General features: G+C 46.1%; 12 protein-coding genes and 1 tRNA gene. 6 read left to right on the forward strand and 7 right to left on the reverse strand.

The genetic code is table 11. The annotated features are described in order from the left end of the window. Positions 1-125 precede the first annotated feature (125 nt). Positions 126-3,776: a BamA/TamA family outer membrane protein gene (locus AC5ZC7_RS26260; RefSeq protein ID WP_496162971.1), complete on the reverse strand. Its 3,651-nt coding sequence runs from the start codon at positions 3,774-3,776 to the stop codon at positions 126-128. Continuing rightward, on the reverse strand, positions 3,773-4,624 hold the full coding sequence (locus tag AC5ZC7_RS26265; protein WP_496162970.1) for a hypothetical protein: 852 nt from the start codon (positions 4,622-4,624) through the stop codon (positions 3,773-3,775). The genes AC5ZC7_RS26260 and AC5ZC7_RS26265 overlap by 4 nt, the downstream gene beginning before the upstream one ends. Positions 4,625-4,784: 160 nt before the next feature. Between AC5ZC7_RS26265 and AC5ZC7_RS26270 the strand changes: the two genes are divergently transcribed. From AC5ZC7_RS26270 to AC5ZC7_RS26290, 5 genes are read left to right on the forward strand one after another with little or no spacing between them, the layout of a single operon-like run. Beyond that, the gene (locus AC5ZC7_RS26270; RefSeq protein ID WP_496162968.1) at positions 4,785-6,035 is read left to right on the forward strand and encodes a Pycsar system effector family protein; all 1,251 of its coding nucleotides are present in this window, start codon (positions 4,785-4,787) and stop codon (positions 6,033-6,035) included. 6 nt (positions 6,036-6,041) lie between these two features. Further along, positions 6,042-8,036: a polyphosphate kinase 1 gene (gene ppk1 / locus AC5ZC7_RS26275; RefSeq protein ID WP_496162967.1), complete on the forward strand. Its 1,995-nt coding sequence runs from the start codon at positions 6,042-6,044 to the stop codon at positions 8,034-8,036. Between the two features lie 28 nt (positions 8,037-8,064). After that, positions 8,065-8,568 (forward strand): thioredoxin fold domain-containing protein, encoded by a 504-nt coding sequence (locus AC5ZC7_RS26280; protein ID WP_496162966.1) that lies wholly within the window; start codon positions 8,065-8,067, stop codon positions 8,566-8,568. Positions 8,569-8,575: 7 nt separating this feature from the next. Next, entirely contained in the window at positions 8,576-9,085 is a 510-nt protein-coding gene (locus AC5ZC7_RS26285) for a DUF4442 domain-containing protein (protein WP_496162965.1), read from the forward strand. A gap of 32 nt (positions 9,086-9,117) precedes the next feature. Continuing rightward, positions 9,118-10,521 carry an MBL fold metallo-hydrolase RNA specificity domain-containing protein gene (locus tag AC5ZC7_RS26290; protein ID WP_496162964.1) on the forward strand — a complete coding sequence of 468 codons (1,404 nt, stop codon included), beginning with the start codon at positions 9,118-9,120 and terminating at the stop codon, positions 10,519-10,521. Positions 10,522-10,619: 98 nt separating this feature from the next. On the opposite strand, the gene AC5ZC7_RS26295 is transcribed toward AC5ZC7_RS26290, so the two are convergent. From AC5ZC7_RS26295 to AC5ZC7_RS26305, 3 genes are all read right to left on the reverse strand, one after another. Further along, positions 10,620-13,751, reverse strand: a complete 3,132-nt coding sequence (locus AC5ZC7_RS26295; protein ID WP_511911278.1) for a two-component regulator propeller domain-containing protein — start codon at positions 13,749-13,751, stop codon at positions 10,620-10,622. A 231-nt stretch (positions 13,752-13,982) separates the two neighbouring features. Next, positions 13,983-14,054: transfer RNA gene (locus AC5ZC7_RS26300), tRNA-Glu, on the reverse strand. A 255-nt stretch (positions 14,055-14,309) separates the two neighbouring features. Continuing rightward, entirely contained in the window at positions 14,310-14,993 is a 684-nt protein-coding gene (locus AC5ZC7_RS26305) for a DUF1345 domain-containing protein (RefSeq protein WP_496162962.1), read from the reverse strand. A 295-nt stretch (positions 14,994-15,288) separates the two neighbouring features. Here AC5ZC7_RS26305 and AC5ZC7_RS26310 point away from each other — a divergent pair, with 295 nt between their 5' ends. Then, complete coding sequence (locus tag AC5ZC7_RS26310; protein ID WP_496162961.1) at positions 15,289-18,066, forward strand: TonB-dependent receptor domain-containing protein; 2,778 nt, start codon at positions 15,289-15,291, stop codon at positions 18,064-18,066. Between the two features lie 43 nt (positions 18,067-18,109). Here AC5ZC7_RS26310 and AC5ZC7_RS26315 read toward each other — a convergent pair whose 3' ends face one another. Both AC5ZC7_RS26315 and AC5ZC7_RS26320 read right to left on the reverse strand, forming a co-directional pair. Further along, entirely contained in the window at positions 18,110-18,766 is a 657-nt protein-coding gene (locus AC5ZC7_RS26315) for a hypothetical protein (protein WP_496162959.1), read from the reverse strand. Positions 18,767-18,834: 68 nt separating this feature from the next. Next, positions 18,835-19,833, reverse strand: a complete 999-nt coding sequence (locus AC5ZC7_RS26320) for a PorP/SprF family type IX secretion system membrane protein (protein ID WP_496162958.1) — start codon at positions 19,831-19,833, stop codon at positions 18,835-18,837. Positions 19,834-19,838: the final 5 nt, after the last annotated feature.

The following is a 19,838-nucleotide window of genomic DNA, read 5'->3' on the forward strand; positions in this document are numbered from 1 at the left end:
TATATTTTATAGGATTAAAAAAGAGTTCGGGAAGATGTAAGCAAATTTATCTGCTTACATCTTCCCGAACTCTTTTCAATAACAATCAGAATAATCAGTCTAATCTTGTTCCAAGACAAAATTCGCTAGAATTTAAATCCAAACGTTACATACGGTACGGTTTCTTCCCTGGAATGCCCTACCACTGCAGTAATGATAAGCGCATTAATAGGCGCTATAAATACACCACCGCCGTAGCCGTCATGCCAAACATGCGATGTTTCATTTTCTCTCCACACACGACCTACATCATTAAAGGCAATTAAACCAACACCAGCAGGCAATATATATGTTTTCAGATCAAATAATTTCACCCGGATTTCCGTGTTGTTATATACACTGGCATCGCCGGCAAAACGGAAGTTGCGGTACCCACGCAGACTCTGTACCCCACCTACGGTAAGCGCCTGGAAGTATTCATAATTGCCCCATAACTTACCCCCACCGAAGCGGCTTACAATAACGAAGTTGGCAGGGATACGGAAACTCATGTATACACTCAGATCGGATTGCAGTTGCGTGGTGTTGTAACTGGCATTATTCAATCCAAAATTTCCGGAGTAAGTAGTGGTCCATAAAATCCCCCTGGTAGGAATGATCTTGTTATTGCGGGTATCTATGGTAGCTACAATCTTACCGCCCGCATACGATTTGTTACTATAGATACTGGCAGAATCAAGTCCGTTGTTTTTAAAGTCCGTAATAAAGCGGTTGCCATTCTCCTCTTTATTGATCGCATAATTATTAAACGTTGGACCATAGGCAACGCTGAGGTGATTGCTGAAAGATGTTTTCAGCAAGGCTTCCGCAGTATAAAAATTATATCTCGCGCGATAATAGGTTATGTTCTTAGTGGATTTATCGAACACCGTTTCATTGCCAAATCCGAAAAAGTTGATGGTATTGTTCGGAGCTTTGGCCCTGGCAAACAGCAACAGGTCTGATTTTCCGACAACGTCAGTCAGTTCCCCTTCATAGCGGAAATTCCAGGCACGTGTAGCCAGCGCATGCGTAGCGGTGAATAAGTGCTTGGCAGAAAATGGTTCCTTTCTGAAAGCATGACGGGTAACAGATAAGCCTAACCCCAATAGCAAACCATCATCCCGGTTGTATCCGCCAGCCAGCAAGGGCATTGTTTTTTCATATTGAAACGCACTACGGTTGTACTTAATATTTTGCGGATCATCAGACAGACGGCGCTGTTCATTACGGGAAAGCGCAAAGCTATTTTTACCGGTACGTTGATCGTATATGCGTATCCGTTTGCCAGCCTTTACGGAGGTGCTATCGATATAAGTATCTTCATCCTTACCACCAATGAGGCGTATCCGTATAGGGGTAGCGTGATCGCCTTTTATTTCAAAGCGGTCATTGCCGCCCATACCGTATACATTCAGTTCTTTGGTAACAGCGGGATCGAAGGTACGTGAGTAGAAATTTTGCTGGATGGCGCCCTTCTTGCTGATTTTATACATATTTAGCGCTACCTCCCCGCCTTTCAGCTTTTCGACGGTGATCAGTTCATTTTTTTCTGTGGCAGGAACATCTACCCCTTTGGCGAGGAAGCGGTAGTACTTCATCGTATTTTTCTCCAGGATATCCCGGCGCACTTTCAGGCGATGCAGCATCATAGGGCCTACCAATGAGCGGATGGTATCCGGGAAGGCGTTGACAGCGGCTTCTATAACGCTATCGGTCATTCTTTTCAGTAAGCGATCCGTTTGTTTCTTCCAGTCTTTTTCGTCCATTTCATTCAGGAAGGAGCGGTCGAAATAGCGGGTGCTGAAGTTGAAGCCATTGATATCGGGAATGTAATCCCGGAAGCCTTGTACACCGGGCATCAGCCAGGGGCGGGAAGCCGCACGGGGAATAACACCTTCATTGACAAAGAAAGCCTGATCGCGATCACGGGGAACAGGGTAATAGTAGTCCTGCCCCTTATGCGATTCTTTGTACCAGCGCCATTGGTCGTCGTGGCGGTCAAAGTCCATGATGTACATATCGAATAAACGTGCCCGGAGCACTGATTTCTGATCTATGTGCACATCATTATCGCCCAATACTTTTGCGAGTACTTTCGGGGTGTTATAGGTTTTGCCGTTCTTGCCAATCATTGGTTCTCTTTCTTCAAAGAGATATACTTCATTGCCGAAGTCCTTCACGAATACGCCCAAAGCCGTATCTGCGGGGAGGTATACAAAGGAAGGGTTGGTATGTGGCACTCCGGCGGCTTCTGCCAGCACGCTTACTGCCAGTGGGGCATAAGGGTTAGCGGCAGAGATCTGGTCCTGCACTACGTCTCTGGCAATGGTTTCTCTTAGCAGCTCAGGAATGGCGGCCAGCGGGAACTTCTTCAGCGACCGCATCGCCCATTCTGTGCCGGTGCTGTCTTGCAGACGAAGGGAGTGTGTTTGTTTACCACCGCCACGTTGCAATATTTTCAGTCCCCCTTTAGCGGTTTGAAGATTTAATACCGGGATGTTTAAAGGGGTAGCCCATACTTTACGGTAATTCTCTCCCAATAAAAACCGGTGAAAGCTGCCTACCCGGTTATATTGTGTATCAGCAGCCACTTGTATAAAAGGGGGCAGTTGGGCCGGTGTAGTATACGTCATGGCCTGCTGCTGAATGTCTTGCAGGCGGAAAAGGTTGTCGCTGAAAACGGGTGCTGCACCACTGTCTGCAAAATAATACTGTGTTCGCACAGTACCATCCGATAGCAGTTCTATAGTACTGAAACCATTGGCAGTAGAAGCAAACAAAGACTTTGAGCCTTGTTTTACCCGGTTATTTTTAGCACCGCTGCCACTTACGATATAGGCATTGGATTGATCTTTTATCAGTTGTAGTGTATGATCATGGCCGGATACGAAAACTACCGGGCCATGTGGTTTGAGTGCCTCTTCTACCCCTTTCACCATTTCCTTATACTTGGGGTTAGGCAAGTCTTCTGCTGTACCAAAAACGCCACGGGCAAGCGGATAGATAGACCCAATTACCGGCAAAGGCACGTACAGGGAAGGTTTCAGGTCTGTTAGAGGGAAAATATGTTGCTTGATGGTATAATACCCACCATGAATACCGTAGCTGCGGAATGGATGATGTGTAGCAAAAATGATTAGTTTATTGCGGTTCAGTGCCACTATCTCCGACAGCTTAGTCAGTATTTCATCTTTGTCTTTACAATCGCAGGATGACTCAACGCCCGGTTTCTGATAAGGGAACACCCACCATTCACTATCCATGATGATGAGTGTAATCTGATCGGAGATTTTTACTTCTATTGGACCTGGGCAACCTTCTTTAGGTTCAAACTGCACGTTATCCAGGTTCTGGGAATCCACGTACTGTTGCTGGTTGCGGATGATATTCCAGCCATCGGGCTTACTTTTATCCCAATCGTGGTTGCCGGGAATGATGTAGCCCTGCGCTTTGGTGCCTCTTACCAGGTTAATCTGGTAGTCCAGGATTTCTTTGGCAATGGAAAACTGGGGGCTGCTGGAGTCAGGTAACCCCCTGGGATATACGTTATCTCCCAGGAACAGGATGGTGTTTTTATCTTCCTGTAAGTTAAAAGCTTTGCGGACAGCATCTATTACCGGGTTCTGCCCGTTACTGTGTAGTTCCCCGGCATCGCCGATGAGGATAATGCGTTTTACCACATCCGGGGTTTGGGCATAGCCGGTGTAGCTGCCGAAAATGAGTAAGGCTATAAAGATGATGGCTGATCTGATCATTTGTGCTTGTAAGTAAATTTAAGAATATTGGCAGCGCCGTCGTACCCGCCTTCGTTAGAAATAAACATATCGCCATTAGGGGCAAAAGCAATGCCTTCCGGCTGCAAAAATAACCGGTGTTTCAGATTATATACTTCCTGAACATGTCCCTGGAGGTCGGCAATAATCAACAGACCATTAACAGATGCCACGAGATATAATCTTTTTTCAATCGGGTGAATAGCGGCGGCGGATGGTTTAAAGAACCGCATATCCGAACCCACCAATTTGGCGATTTCCCGGTTGTCGAAACGATAAATAGCAGTGGTATCAAATGTTTTGGTAGCCAGGTCGAAACGATAAGCGCTGGTAAATCCTACTTTTTTATCGTCTTCACAGTTCTTACAAACCATAATGATACTGTTTTGGGCGCTGTCGTAATACGTGGTTTCAAATTCTTTTTTGCCTGTTTTTTCCATTTTATAGTGGTCTGAGTACACGCTATCGGTAAACAGGCCATGTACGTGAAACAGGGAACCGCTGCTTTTCAGCACAAACCATCCACTATCTGTATGGCAAATATCTTCATAGTCACCGTTTTTAGCGAATTTATAATACGGATAAGGCTTGGTGGCGGCTACGTCTACTTCATAAACCCGGCCTTCCTCATCGTTAATGGCCATGATTTTATGTTCATCGGGAAATAGTGCGATCCCGGAAATTTCCTGCATGGATTGCCGCAAACGGTAACGTACAGGCTCCTTTAAATCATAGCCAGCCGGCGACGCATATACTTTTTGTTCCCTGTCGCTGGAACCATTACATGACAGGAGGAAGAGAAGAAAGATTAACCCGATCCGGACATCCATAGTGTAACTTTATAGCATAAATTTAACTCAAAAATGCAGTAACTTAGGTTACAATTGCGATTTGTATACGCGAAATAGTGAACTGGTCGTTATATGCACACTAAAAGCAGGAAACATAAAACGCTTTTCACTGTTCCTTATCTTAATTTTCATCTTCCATATGCAAAACAATGTTATCATAGATGCAGCCAGGGATTATGTACTAGCCCAGTATCAGCAACATCCACATCCGAACCTGGTATATCACAATCTCGTTCATACACAACACGTAGTGCTGATGGCCGCCCAGATTGCCGCCCATTACCGCTTGCAGGACGATGAACTGCTGGCTGTATACGTAGCTGCCTGGTTCCATGATGCCGGTTATTTGTTGGGAGAGGGAAAAGTACATGAAGAAAACGGCGCCAAAGAAGCGCTCCAATTCTTACAGCAACAACAGGTACCGGAAAATGTTCAGACCATGGTACAGGGAGCTATTATGGCTACCAAAATGCCACAGTCGCCACATACCCTGATAGAACAAATCGTTTGTGACGCCGACCTCTCGCACCTCGGGTCCAAAGAATTTTCAGACCGCAACAAATTACTCCGGCAGGAACTGGAGCTCACCTATCAAATGGAAATACCTGCCATTAAATGGCTGACCAATAATATCGCCTTCTTAACCGCCCATCACTATTGGACAGACTACGCCCAGACATTGTTCAAGCAACAAAAAGACGAGAACCTGGCCAAGCTGCAAAAGAAGCTGGATAAGAAGTCCGCTGAAATAGAGGAAGAAGCCACCGATAACACCCCGGATGCCACGGCAGCTGCTGCCACCACCACCGGTAAGGAAAAGGAAAAAGTCAAGAAAAAGAAAGCAAAAGATCAAAAACCGGAGCGCGGCGTGGAAACCATGTTCAGGACAACTTCTACCAATCACATCCGACTTAGTTCCATGGCCGACAGTAAGGCGCATATCATGATTTCGGTAAACTCCATTATCATTTCTGTGATATTGAGCGTATTGGTAAGAAGACTGGAAGACTATCCTAACATGCTCATTCCATCTATCATCTTTCTTACCACCGCCGTATTAACGGTGATATTTTCGGTACTGGCCACCCGCCCCAATGTTACCAGCGGGGTATTTACAAAAACAGATATTGAGAAGAAAGATGCCAACCTGTTATTCTTTGGAAACTTCTATAAAATGCACCTGGAAGAATATCAATGGGGTATGAAACAGATGATGAATGACAGTGATTTCCTTTACAGCAGTATGACCCGCGACATTTACTTCCTGGGAGTGGTATTGGGTCATAAATACAAATTGCTGCGTATCTCTTATAATATTTTCATGTTTGGTCTGATCATTTCTGTACTCTCCTTTTTGATTGCAGCCATTTTCTTCCCGGTAAAAGCATAATAATTCATGGGCGTTCCTTTTTATAACCGCGACCTTAGTTGGTTATCTTTTAACTACCGGGTATTACTGATGGCTGCAAACCAACAGGTACCACTATACGAACGAATTAAATTTCTGTCTATCTTCTCCTCCAACCTGGATGAATTTTTCCGGGTGAGAATGCCGGCGATATTAGCCATCAACAAAGTATTGGAAAATGATCCGGCAGCAGGAGAAAATGAATCTATCAGTACCAATACCCTGGCGGAAGTACTGGGAGAAATAAACCGGCAACAGCAGGAATATGGTCAAATATTTACCGGTAGCATACTACCGGCATTATTATCTCAGGGGGTACAACTTTACTATAACCAGTCTTTGCTGGAAGCACATCACTCGTTTACCAAAAATTATTTCCTGACCGCCATACTGGCTTATTTACAGCCCGTATGGCTTACCGGCAAACCAAAGAAGCAACTATTCCTGGAAAATAATGCGCTGTACCTGGCCGTAACGCTGGTGCCTAAAAGCAATCAAAGCATACAGGAATATGTAGTGGTAAATATTCCCGGCTCTCTGCCCAGATTTTTACAACTCCCTTCACTGGAAGGCCGGCACTATATCGCTTTCCTGGATGATGTGATCCGCACACACCTGGATTACCTTTTCCCGGACTATACCGTGGAAGCCTGCTATAGCGTGAAACTCACGCGTAATGCCGACATTGATATGGATGAAGTGAAAGGGGATATCCTGGAAGAAGTAGAAACGTTGATCCGTAAACGTGAGTTAGGCGTACCTACCCGTTTCCTCTACGACGCCCGTACCCCCCTCCCATTACTCCATTTCCTCGCCCAACAATTTGAGGTGCAGGACGATGAACTGGTGCAGGGCGGACGGTATCACAACCTGAAAGACTTATCCGGGTTGCCTGAGCCACCGGGGCTAACAAATGCGGACTATCCCAAAGTGACACCCGCAGAAAATAAAACAGCCGCCGCTACTGACCGGCTGCTGGACCTCGTATTACAACAAGACCTGCTGGTACATCTTCCCTACCAGCGCTATGATTATATACTGCGCTTTTTCAGTGAAGCCGCCACTGATCCGGATGTGGCAGAAATTTACGTAACCCTGTACCGGATTGCCTCCGGCTCACAGATAGCACAGGCGCTGATTAGCGCTGCTAAAAACGGGAAAAGGGTCACGGTATTTGTGGAGCTGAAAGCCCGCTTTGACGAAGCCAATAACATCCGCTGGGCAAAGCGGATGAAAGATGCCGGCGTAAAGCTGATCTATAGCATCCCCGGTATGAAAGTACATGCCAAAACAGCCCTGGTAAAGCGTAACCGCGGCTATCAATGGGATTATTGCGGATTAATTGCTACCGGTAACTTTAACGAAAGTACCGCCCGTTTTTACACCGACCATGTGTTGTTTACCAGCCATACAGGTATTACCCGGGAGATGGAATTGCTGTTTCTCTACCTGCAAAGCAGGGAACAGCCGGTGGCCTATCAATTTTTGCAATTCAAACACCTGCTGGTGGCGCAGTTTAATATGACCGCCCGTTTTACCACATTGATAGACCGGGAAATCAAACATGCCCGGGAAGGGAAACCCGCGCATATTATCATCAAGATAAATAACCTGCAGGAAAGAGGGATGATCAACAAGCTGTATGAAGCCAGTGAAGCTGGTGTACAGGTAGATCTGCTGGTACGCAGCATTAATTGCCTGGTACCCGATATCCCGGAGAGCCGGCATATCCGCATCATCCGTATCGTAGACCGTTACCTCGAACATGCCCGCGTATTTATCTTCCATAACAATAACCAGGAAGAAGTATACATGGGCTCTGCCGATTGGATGAACCGTAATCTGCACCGCCGTATAGAAGTATGTGTACCGGTATACGCACCTGCCCTGCAACAACAGCTGAAAGACATTATGCAACTGCAAATACAGGACCCGCATACCGCTCAGCAAGGCATTCAGGCATATGTGCAAAATATAATGTAAATTAGATATCCTGATATAATCGATTTTTATGAAGAAGTATGTTTTGTTGATGTTATTGAGTATCGCCTTTGCGATTCCTGCCTCCCAGGCACAAACCCACGACCTGGAACACATTTATAATCCAACAGCCGATGCCAAAGCAGATATTGCCGCTGCACAAAAACAAGCTGCCAAAGAAAACAAACATGTGCTGTTGCAAATAGGTGGCAACTGGTGTATCTGGTGCAAAAGACTGTATAAGTTTATTGAAGATGATGCCGAACTGAAAGCTGCCATGAACAATAATTACGTGGTATATCACCTGAACTACAGCAAGGAAAATAAGAACTTACCAATACTGAAAGAGCTGGGATTTCCACAACGGTTTGGGTTCCCGGTACTGGTAATACTGGATGCCAACGGCAACCGTTTACATACCCAAAACTCTGGCTTACTGGAGTCTGCTGATACGTACGATAAGAAAAAGGTGGAGGAGTTCCTGAAGCAATGGTCACCATCAGCACTACAGCCTTCCCACTATATTAACGAATAACATCGTCATGGATAACGGCGCTACCACTTTTAACGCGGATGCGGTACAAGCTTTTCAAAAGTTTGCACTGCATCCGTTTAAGTTTTCGGCCTACCTTTTCTGGAAACTTCCGGCAGCCTGGTTATCGGGTGTACGGCTGCGATCACTCGAAACCAACACCTGTGTTACTTCCGTACCTTTCCGCTGGTTATCGCAGAATCCTTTCCGGTCTACCTACTTTGCGTGTTTGTCGATGGCCGCAGAACTGAGCACTGGCCTGCCCGCCATGATGTACATACAAAGTGCACCACGACGTGTATCCATGCTCGTTACTGGCATGGAATCTACCTTCATAAAAAAAGCGACCGGTGTTACCCGGTTTACCTGTTCAGAATTGCCACTGCTGAGAGCTGCCATAGAAAGAGCGCTGAACAATGATGCACCCGAAACAGTTACCCTCCATAGTGAAGGGAGAGATAAAGACGGCATACTAATTGCCACTTTCGCCATCACCTGGTCATTTAAAAGCAAATCGTAAAATGGTGAATCCGTTCACCCTAAAACACTGATATGAAAATTGCATTTCATGGCGCTGCGCGCACCGTTACCGGATCAAAACACCTGATCACACTCAAGAATGGCAAAAAGATTTTATTGGATTGCGGCATGTTCCAGGGTATGGGGCAGGAAACCGATGCACTCAACAGGGACTTCGGCTTCGATCCACAGGACGTTACTTACATGGTGTTATCGCATGCACATATCGACCACTCAGGCCTGATTCCCCGCCTCGTGAAAATGGGCTACAAAGGCGATATTTTCTGTACCCCCGCCACCCGCGACATGACAGAAATATTGCTCATGGATTCTGCCGAAATACAGGAAGACGATGTAAAATTCACGAATAAGAAAATGGCAAAAGAAGGCCTTCCTTATATCCAGCCGCTGTACAGCGTGGAAGACGCCAAAATTGCCATTCACTCCTTAAAGCCCACAGGATACAACACCTGGACCAATATCGATCCGGATGTGCAACTCATGTTTACTGATGCCGGCCACATTGTAGGCGCGGCCTCTGTACACCTACGCATTACCGAAAACGGCAAAACAGAACAAATTACATTCAGTGGCGACATTGGCCGGTATAACGATGCTATCCTGAAGTCGCCGGCTACCTTCCCGCAGGCAGATTATATCCTGATAGAATCTACCTACGGCAGTACCCTGCACGCTGATGCCGCGCCTGCCGACGATGAGCTGCTCCGCTACATCCGCGAAACCTGCGTACAGAAAAGAGGTAAACTCATCATCCCTGCTTTTAGCGTAGGACGCACCCAGGAACTGTTATACGCCCTGAATAATGCCCAACTGAAAGGTACCCTTCCCAAAGTGGATATCTTTGTAGACAGCCCTCTTTCCACAGAGGCTACCGCTGTTACCAAAGCACACCCGGAAGTATTTAATAAAGAAGTGTCAGACCTGTTGAGGAAAGACGATGATCCGTTTGATTTCCCCGGTCTGCATTATATCAAATCAGTAGATGAATCTAAATCGCTGAACTTCCGGAAGACACCTTGCGTAATCATCTCTGCCTCCGGCATGGCGGAAGCCGGCCGTGTAAAACACCATATTGCCAACAACATCGATGACCCACAAAATACCATCCTGATTGTAGGCTATTGTGAACCACAATCACTCGGTGGACGCCTCATGCGCGGCGCTAAAGAAGTATCTATTTATGGTACCCGCTTCCAGGTGAATGCAGAAGTAGGCGTAATCCGCTCCATGAGTGCACACGGCGACTATGAAGATTTAAGCCAGTGGCTCGCCTGCCAGGATCCGAAAGAAGTGAAGAAACTGTTTTTGGTACACGGTGAGTACGATGTACAACAGATTTTCCAAAAATGGTTATTCAAAAAAGGATTCCTCGATATCCAAATTCCGGAACGTCATTATGAACTGGGATTGAGTTAAGCGATTTTTTGTCTTTGAACAGGATTAAACTGATTAGGCTGATTTTTTTATCTGATAAAAATATAATCAGTTTAATCCTGTTCAAAGACAATATTCGCTTACTCCTCTATTAACGGCAACCACAAGTTAACCCGCGTTCCTGTTGCCTTTCCCTCCTCATCAATAAGGTCTTCAATATCAAAGCTGGCATCTACATTAAAACGGCTGTTATACAGGGACAAACGATCCCTGGTGATTTGTAGTCCGCGCGACTGATGCCCTGGTTTATTTACCCGCTTCATGGCGGCAGATTTTTCCCGGCCAATACCGTTATCTTCTATGGTACAACGAATGCGGTTATCTACTTTGTTGAAAATAATGGTGACCTTGCCCTTACCTTTTTCATGCAGCAATCCATGCCAGATGGCATTTTCGACAAAGGGTTGAATAATCATGGTGGGCACTTCCACCATATGAGGATCCAAAGATGGATCCACGATGATCTCATATTCAAATTCATCGGAGAAACGCAGCTTCTCCAACTCCATGTAGTTTTCCAACACACTTACCTCCTGTGCAACAGTGATATTATTCAGCTGTGAATTATCCAGTACATTACGAATCAATTTAGCAAAACGGCTCAGGTAAGACAATGCCTGTTCTGTTTCACTCTTCATCATAAATGTTTGGATAGAATTCAGCGCATTGAAGATGAAGTGTGGATTCATCTGTGCACGCAGGGCTTTCATTTCCAGCTGTGCGATTTGTTGTTGTATCGCTTCCCGTTGTTTAGCTTCTCTGCGGATACCGGAAATACGTAGCCTGAAATAGAGATATATTAGTGAAGCCGCCAGCAGCAGGCATAACAACCGGAACCAGGTAGTTTGCCAGAATGCGGGTTTAATATAGATTTTCAGCCGGCTGACATTTTCAGAAAATGTTCCGGCCGTATTTACGGCGCGTACTTTAAATACATAGTTGCCCGGGGGCAGATTGGTATATTTAGCTACCAGGATATTATCATTCAGCACCCAGTTTTCGTCTACTCCTTCCAGCTGGTAGTAGTAGCGGATTCTTTCCTGGTGGTATTGCAGGCTTTTGAATTCTATGCTGATAAAGTTTTGCCTGTAATTAAGGGTAATAGGCGTGCTGTCGCGCAATGCTGCCTGGATGAGTACTACGCTGTCGAGTGCTTTCAGGTTGATGATGGTAACATCCGGCGGAGGAGGTGCTACGCGCAGGCTTTGAGGATCAAAAACAACGAAGTGATCGGAAGCGCCTACTACCAGTTCTCCATTCTTTAGCTTCACAATACGTCGCCGTACTTTGCGGGCATTGTCAATGATATCATCTCCCTGGATAAATGTTTCTACTTTATTTTGCTCGGGGAAGTAGCGATAGAAGCCATATTGTGTGGTCAACCAGATTTCGCCTTTGTCACCTTCTTCCATACTCAACACCCATTGATCGAACAGTTTGTTGTTAATCAGGAGTGGGGTTTTGGTATGTTTCCGCGTGTTAAACGTCCATAGACCATGGTCTGTTCCGGCCAACAGGGTGCTATCGTTGTAGCGCAGCAGGCTGGTGACGTTGCTGTATACATGTGTATTCCAGGTAAAGGTTTCGCGTACAGAAATCTTTCTGTGTTGGGTATTGAATCTTATAAGGCCAGCGCTGCTGGTACCGAGCCACAGGATGGTATCTCCTTCTGGTATGATTTCCATAACAGACACCGGGCGTTTCAGCGCATCGGTTAATTCATTAAATGCCTGGAAGGTGTTGCGTTCAGGGTTCCAGCTGGCCAGTCCTCTTTTGTACAAGCCAATCCATACGGTGGTATCGTTATATACTTTCAGGTCGAGCAAGGTTTGTTCATATAACGCAGGCGACGACACATGTTTAATAAACTTTCCGGTAGCGGGATTGAAGAGCGAGAGGTTACCGTTCTCCTGTCCTACCAGGATGGTGCCGTCTTTTAACTCAGCGAAACTCCATACCAGTCCGCGTTCTTCGGGGATGGTAACCGCCGGGGGGCCGTCGTCGTGAACATAGTTTTTAATGAGGTTCAGGTCAGATGTCAGGCGGGCGAAACCCTGGCCCCAATAGCCTACATAAACATTGCCGTTATTTGCCTGGTAGATACCGGTTACCTCGCCGGCCGGGAGTCGTTCCTGGGTGGGGGCGGGGAAAATAGTGTGTTCATCCAGCAGCCGGAATGTTTTATTGTGCAGGCTGAGAATGTTCACACCTCTATCGGTGCCAATCCAGAGGTGTCCATCCCGGTCGTTTAAGAAGCAATTGGCTTCGTAGGTGAAATGGAAGCCTTTTTCATCGTTGTTATTGGCAACAATTTTCAGGTCGAATGTTTTCAGGAGGTTGTTATAACGGAAAACTCCTCCTTTTTCAGTGGCCATCCACGTATGCTTTTCCTTGTCGGAAATGATATTGAAGATGGCATCGCCGTATACGGGTTTGTCGGATGGTTGTTTCCCGGCAGGCTTATCGAAAACATAGTTTTTCAGCTGGCGGGTTTCGGGGTTGTAAAGATATAGCTGGGCGCTTCTACCTGCCAGCCATATCTGGTGGAAGGCGTCTGTGTATATTTTTTTGAAAGAATTATTAATATCCAGTATGGGCAGGTGTTCCGGGTTATTGGCCCGGCTGTATAGGGTTTTCCGTTGCCGATCGAGTATATACACTCCTTTTTTGCCGCTGATCCAGAGGTTACCGGTTTCATCTTCCATGATGGCATCCATCATTTGTATGCGGTCGGTTTCGGGAATAACGGTTGCTTTCTGGAAGTTAAATGCTTTTTCGTTGAATCGCAGGAGGCCATCATGGGTGGTGGCCCATATTACGCCATCGTGATCCTGCACAATCTGGCTGCATTGTAAGCCTTCTGGGCGGATATCTTTATCGGATATCTTTAAAGCCCTTACCTGGTCAGTAACAGGGTCGTATACACGAATATTATCGGGGGTACCCATCCAGATGCGCCCTTTCCGGTCTTCACACAGGCAGATATCATCGTAGTAGATGGAGCCGGGTACACGATCAAAGCTGGCAACGGTGACGAGGTTGGTACCATCATATCGCTGCAGGGCGGTGCTGGCAATCCAGATAAACCCTTTCCGGTCCTGCATAATGGCAGAAACATGGTTGCTGGCCAGCCCGTTGCTGATATCCAGGTGTGAAAATTCGTAGGTCAGGCTCCCCGGCTGTTGGGCAAAAGAAGCGGGTATATATAGCATTATCCACAGCAGGTAGCAAAGATACCTGACTGCATATTGCCATCGCGGGGCAGTAGCCTTAATACACCGTAGATTCATTCCTTAATTTGGAAAGCAGTACTTCAAATAAATGTACTAAATGTTGTTGTGAATATGCAGCATGTCGACGGAATGCCGACAAACTGAACAACCGGTGCAGGAAATAAATCGGGAAAATAAAAAAGGACCTCTTTGCAGAAGTCCTTTTTCTTGTACCACGTACGGGATTCGAACCCGTGATTCCTCCGTGAAAGGGAGGCGTCTTAACCCCTTGACCAACGCGGCATTTTTCGTTTGGGATTGCAAAGATAGGAAAATGTTTTACAATCCAAAACTTTTTTTCGACTCTTTTGTAAAAGTAAGAATAATCGGGCGTAAAACAACTTTTTTTCTTCCTTTTCCTGCTCAGGACATCCCACCCTTTTTAGCCACCAGTGGGGATTTACGTAAAAAACATCCATTTCCCATTAAAAATTATTTATCTGTTATAATTTTTTTGGGGAGACAGATACCCGGGACTAACCCTGAAGGCTATACGACCTATTGTTTCAACCCGGCGATCAGGTTAATGGTCAATGCCACTACAAACGTATTTAATGCAAAAGATAATAATCCATGGGCCAGTGCGGTACGCCGGATTACCCTTGCGGAGATTTCCACATCTGACACCTGGAACGTCATGCCTATCACAAAAGAAAAATAGGCGAAGTCGAGATAATCCGGGCATTTCTCTGCCGGAAATTCCAGTCCGCCAGCATGTTTGGTCACATCTTTCGTGTCATCATCATAGTATAAATTGGCATAATGAAACGTCAGCGTAGTATGTACCATCGTCCAGGAGGCCAGCATCCCGGTAATAGCCACCGGTAAATAAAGCCTGGAGCCGCCGGTAATATCTTTAGACAACATCAGCAACAATACAATCACCAAACTGGCGAACGCCGCTATCACCACCGAAAAGGAAACAAAGATCCGGCTACCATCGTCTACCCTCGCCCAGGTACGGATTTCATTGACCGACCGGTTATAAAAAACAATCCAGCCCGTGGTGATATAAGACAGGGCAAATACATCCCAGAGCATCACATAGGTAATCAGGGGATGTACATTTGCCCCACTGAAAAACAGGCCCGCAAATACAATCAGGGTTAACGCCAGACTCACCAACACCCGCTGCAATGGGTGCATGGCAACTAATAACTTGACAGCTTTCTTCTTTCCCATAGAACATACTTAATACTTAAAGATAACCCTGTTTTTCAAAGCATATCCATCCCCTTCTTAAATTATTATCCTACAAAATAAGTAGACTATTGGCCAGATCAACCAATTTAGCTATTTTAGCATTACACTAATCAACATCTAAGACTGCCAACAAACAGTCCATTACAGCAACCCAAATGTTGCCCATCATCATCAACCTGCCTTCGGGCAAACCCATACATCATAAACATTGTTCCCTATTTCTCTAAAGTGATCCAATTCCTTTAGCCATCATCTCAATAAAAAAAACAAGTGTATGAAACCAAAGTTCTATGCCCTTTTTCTTCTTTTCCTATTCTCTTATACCGCCTACGGACAATCTATCGAAGGACTCGTGGCAGATAAGAAACAACCCCTGGTAGGTGCTTCCGTTAAAATTACCGGCCAGAACACCGGTGCAGCCACCGACCTTGGAGGTCACTACAAAATAGCCATGCAACCCGGCACTTACAAAGTAAGTGTGAGCTATATCGGCTATCAGACAGCGGTAAAAGAAGTCACCCTGGCGGCCGGCCAACATGTTACACTGGACTTCCTCCTCAACACTACCGACGACCTGAACGAAGTAGTAGTGCTGGGATCCAGGAGTGCTCCCCGCAGCCAACTTACTACGGTAGTACCGGTAGATGTGGTAGATGTAAAACAGATTGCCCAATACTCGCCACAGGTCAGTATCAACCAGATATTGAATTATGTGGCTCCTTCTTTTTCCTCGAATACACAAACCCTTTCTGATGGTACCGATCACATTGATCCTGCCGCCCTCCGCGGTCTCGGCCCGGACCAGGTGCTCGTATTAATCAATGGAAAAAGAAGGCACACCACTTCACTCGTTAACATCAACAGCAGCTTCGGGAAAGGATCGGTAGGCACGGACTTGAACGCCATTCCCACTGCCGCTATCAAGCGAATTGAAATACTGCGCGATGGCGCTGCCGCCCAATACGGCTCCGATGCCATTGCTGGCGTTATCAACATCGTTTTAAATGATGCCGTCAATAAAGTAGATGTAAACGTTACTACCGGCGGATATGTATCCAAACACGCAGAAAACAATCTCGACGGGCAGACCGTTCAAACCAATATCAACTACGGACTGCCTTTAGGTGATAAAGGCGGTTTCGTTAACCTGGCTGGTTCTTACGATTACCGCAATTATACCAATCGTACGGGGACCTTCGCCGGTACCATCTTCAACGACTATAATGATCCTGCGCTGGCTACTGTACCCGGTACCCCCACCGGCAAAGATATTACCGACGCCGAACTGGCTAAAAGAGGACTCACACGCAACGATTTTAATTCCAGGATAGGCCAGTCGGCCAACCGCGGTGGCAGCCTGTTCCTGAATGCTTCCCTGCCGGTGAGCGAGCATGCGGAAGTATATGCTTTTGGCGGATTAAATTATCGTCATGCGGAAGCCGCTGCATTTTACAGGACACCTTCTCAGCTCACCCAAAACAATGATACCATTTATCCGAATGGCTTCCTGCCGCTGATCGTTACCGATAACCGTGATAAGTCACTGGCCGCCGGTATCAGGGGCACCTTGCATGAATGGAAAGTTGATTTCAGCAATACCTTTGGGGAAAATGGCGTGGACTTCACCGTAGATAACACGTTGAATGCCTCCCTATTAAAAGCCTCCCCTACTTCATTTGAAGCAGGTGGCTATCGCTTCCGGCAAAACACTACCAACCTCGATTTCAGCCGCTTCTTTGCGGATCCTTTAAAAGGTATCAACGTGGCATTTGGTGCGGAACACCGCTATGAGAATTATCGCATATTGCCTGGTGAAGCAGCGTCTTATACCAACTATGGCAATGCCCTGAAACTTGGTACTGATGCCAGTGGCAAACCCATATTGATGCCCGATCCAAAAGGAAACGTTCCTACCCGCTTTGCTGCGAATGGTAGCGCCTTTGCCGGCGCAGCACAAAGCTTTCCCGGATTCAGTCCGGACAATGCCACCAACGCCTCCCGCACATCCATTGCCGGCTATGGTGATGTGGAAGTAAATTTTACAGAGAAACTGCTGGTAGATGGTGCACTCCGTTTTGAAAACTATTCCGACTTTGGGTCTACCCTCAACTGGAAACTGGCCGGCCGTTATCAGTTCAGCCCTAAATTATTACTCAGAGCTGCTGCCAGCACCGGGTTCCGGGCCCCTTCCCTGCACCAGCGCTACTTCAACGCCACCTCCAGTGTATTCGTGGATGGCGCCTTCGTAGAATCAGGCACCTTCACCAATGATAGCCGGGTGGCTGCTTTGCTGGGAATACCTAAACTAAAACAGGAAACTTCCCATAACTACAGTGCCGGCTTAACCAGCAACCTCGGACCATTGAAAATTACGGTGGATGGATATTACATCCGTATTGACGACCGCATTGTGTATACCGGTCAATTTGCAGGTAAACAAAATGGTACTCCCAAGGAACAGGAGATTTATAATATTCTCCGCTCTGCCAATGCACAAACAGCGCGTTTCTTTGCCAACGCCATCAATACAGAAACGAAAGGAATTGACGTAGTGATTACCTATACTACACATCCGGGCAAAGGCAATTTAAGAGCGGACCTCTCCGGTACTTTCGCCCAAACATCGCTGGTAGGTCCTATCCATTCTTCTGAACAGTTAGCCGGCCAGGAAAGTACGTACTTCGATGCGGCCAGCCGCATCTACCTGGAGTCTGCCGTACCGCGGACCAAGGCGAATTTATCGCTGAACTACAGCATTCAGAAATGGGGGATCTTTTTCCGCAATGTATACTTCGGGAAAGTAACAGAAGCTACCAACATTGTAGCCAACCAGGATACCTATCGCGGAAAAGTAATTACAGACCTCAGCGTGAGTTATAAATTCATCCCGGCTTTAGGACTGACTATTGGCGCCAACAACCTGCTGGATGTATATCCGGATGAATTGTCTGCTGGCAACCAAAGTTCGGGGCGTTTCCTTTACTCCCGTGCCTCTCAGCAATTCGGCTTCAATGGCCGGTTCCTGTTTGCGAGATTGAACCTGAACTTTTAATATTAAAAAAACGGGGTAGCGTGTATGCTACCCCGTTATTACTTTATGGTTGTCCTGATTCCAGTTGTTGGATAATTCCTTTATAACGATTGATCACCTCCTGATCTGAAGCGTTATCAATATCTGCGATATAAGCCTTCAGTGCCTGCAAATATTCTTCTTTAAATGCTTTATTATACGGACTGGTGGTGTATTGTATCTCCGTCTTTTGCACCTCCAGTTGATTTTTCATCATCCTCCTCGCAATACCGAAGTTAGATTCGTCACTTAAAATCACAATATTCTTTTCATACCCGGGAATGTATTTTACCAGGAAAGGATCATTCACATTGGGAATAAGAATGGTATTCTGAACGGGATAAATGGCGGCAGACATCGTAGAAAATCCAGTCAGCACATCTTTTCCATTTGCCGTTTTCACCAGTACATCATAGTCATAAATGTACTGGTCGTTGAGTGTAGAATTGGTTTGCTCTTCTTTGGTAATGATGGCGGTGCCTTTAACACCGTATGCATTCAGGAACCATGCATTAAACATATGCGCCAGGAAGATATTGAAAATAGGCACCACAAATGCCAGGATACCATATATCCACTTCTTTCTCCAGGTCCATAATAGCAGAAATAAAAGGACCAAAACAGGGAACGACCATCCCGGATGATGGCTGAGAAAATAAAGAATGGCTGAAATAATTTTCATGGGCTACAACTTTTAAACAATAGGTTTCTCTCTGTAATCCCAACAAACCTACTACTAAAAAATTGTAATCAGAAATATGAACAACGGACCTGCCTTAACGAATTACGCCGTGCGTTATCCATTTTCTTAAAATAGTATCCAACCGATATTTCATGGGTGCCATTGTTATAGGTGCGGTATTTATTCAATGCATAATCAAAAGCATAGCCTATTCTTAGTTCCGGTAATACAAATACCTCAGCCATCGCTACCACAGCACTGGATTTGGTTAACCCGGGTTGCAGCGCAGGTTTGTTATACAGATCCACGGCCGTGCGGTAGCCTCCACCTAGCCATACTATGTCTTTCAGCAATACAAACATATTCAGGTCAAAACTGGTAGGGCCGGCCCGGTCATCTTTCAGCAAAAAGATAGGTTTTATAGAAACGTCGTCATTCAGTGTCAATAAAGCGCCGCCGGTTAAGTAATAGTGGGGTTTAGGCACCGGGATAAAATGACCTAATGGTTTATTTTTCGCCTGGTACTGCGCCGTAATATTATCTGCCGAAAAACCTACAAACCAGTTAGCGGTAGAATAGTATACCCCTGCCCTGGTATCGAAGAGCACCATGTTTTGTGCGGCACCGTTAATACCTGGTTCATTGGGATTGGTGAAGTCAAGCGCGTTGGTATTAATCCCCTGTTGTACAATGCCGGCGCCAATACCTAACGCCAGCCGCCCGGTTTCCCCTCCTAACGGAATGCGGTATGCGTAGTTTCCATAGGCTGCCAGCTGGCTTTGTGCACCAATTTTATCATGCGACACCTGCAGGGCCAGTCCTACCCGGTCATTGTTCACACTCCCATCTACTGCCAGCGACATCGTTTGCGGCGCCCCTGGTATCCCCACCCACTGATCGCGGTAAAAGGCATGTGCATTCAGCTCCTGCCGGTAACCAGCATAGGCCGGATTAATGTAAATTCCGTTAAAAATATATTGACTGAATTGTGCATCCTGCTGTGCATAGACATTTTGCCAACTCGCTAATAGCGTCACCAGGAAAACAACATATTTTTTAATGTGCATGGTTG

The organism is Chitinophaga sp. 9-1-y (assembly GCF_059511905.2).

Coding starts and splice junctions, on each gene's coding strand:
- AC5ZC7_RS26260 (WP_496162971.1), bottom strand. CDS start 3,776: ATGATCAGATCAGCCATCATCTTTATAGCCTTACTCATTTTCGGCAGC.
- AC5ZC7_RS26265 (WP_496162970.1), bottom strand. CDS start 4,624: ATGGATGTCCGGATCGGGTTAATCTTTCTTCTCTTCCTCCTGTCATGT.
- AC5ZC7_RS26270 (WP_496162968.1), top strand. CDS start 4,785: ATGCAAAACAATGTTATCATAGATGCAGCCAGGGATTATGTACTAGCC.
- ppk1 (WP_496162967.1), top strand. CDS start 6,042: ATGGGCGTTCCTTTTTATAACCGCGACCTTAGTTGGTTATCTTTTAAC.
- AC5ZC7_RS26280 (WP_496162966.1), top strand. CDS start 8,065: ATGAAGAAGTATGTTTTGTTGATGTTATTGAGTATCGCCTTTGCGATT.
- AC5ZC7_RS26285 (WP_496162965.1), top strand. CDS start 8,576: ATGGATAACGGCGCTACCACTTTTAACGCGGATGCGGTACAAGCTTTT.
- AC5ZC7_RS26290 (WP_496162964.1), top strand. CDS start 9,118: ATGAAAATTGCATTTCATGGCGCTGCGCGCACCGTTACCGGATCAAAA.
- AC5ZC7_RS26295 (WP_511911278.1), bottom strand. CDS start 13,751: ATGCTATATATACCCGCTTCTTTTGCCCAACAGCCGGGGAGCCTGACC.
- AC5ZC7_RS26305 (WP_496162962.1), bottom strand. CDS start 14,993: ATGGGAAAGAAGAAAGCTGTCAAGTTATTAGTTGCCATGCACCCATTG.
- AC5ZC7_RS26310 (WP_496162961.1), top strand. CDS start 15,289: ATGAAACCAAAGTTCTATGCCCTTTTTCTTCTTTTCCTATTCTCTTAT.
- AC5ZC7_RS26315 (WP_496162959.1), bottom strand. CDS start 18,766: ATGAAAATTATTTCAGCCATTCTTTATTTTCTCAGCCATCATCCGGGA.
- AC5ZC7_RS26320 (WP_496162958.1), bottom strand. CDS start 19,833: ATGCACATTAAAAAATATGTTGTTTTCCTGGTGACGCTATTAGCGAGT.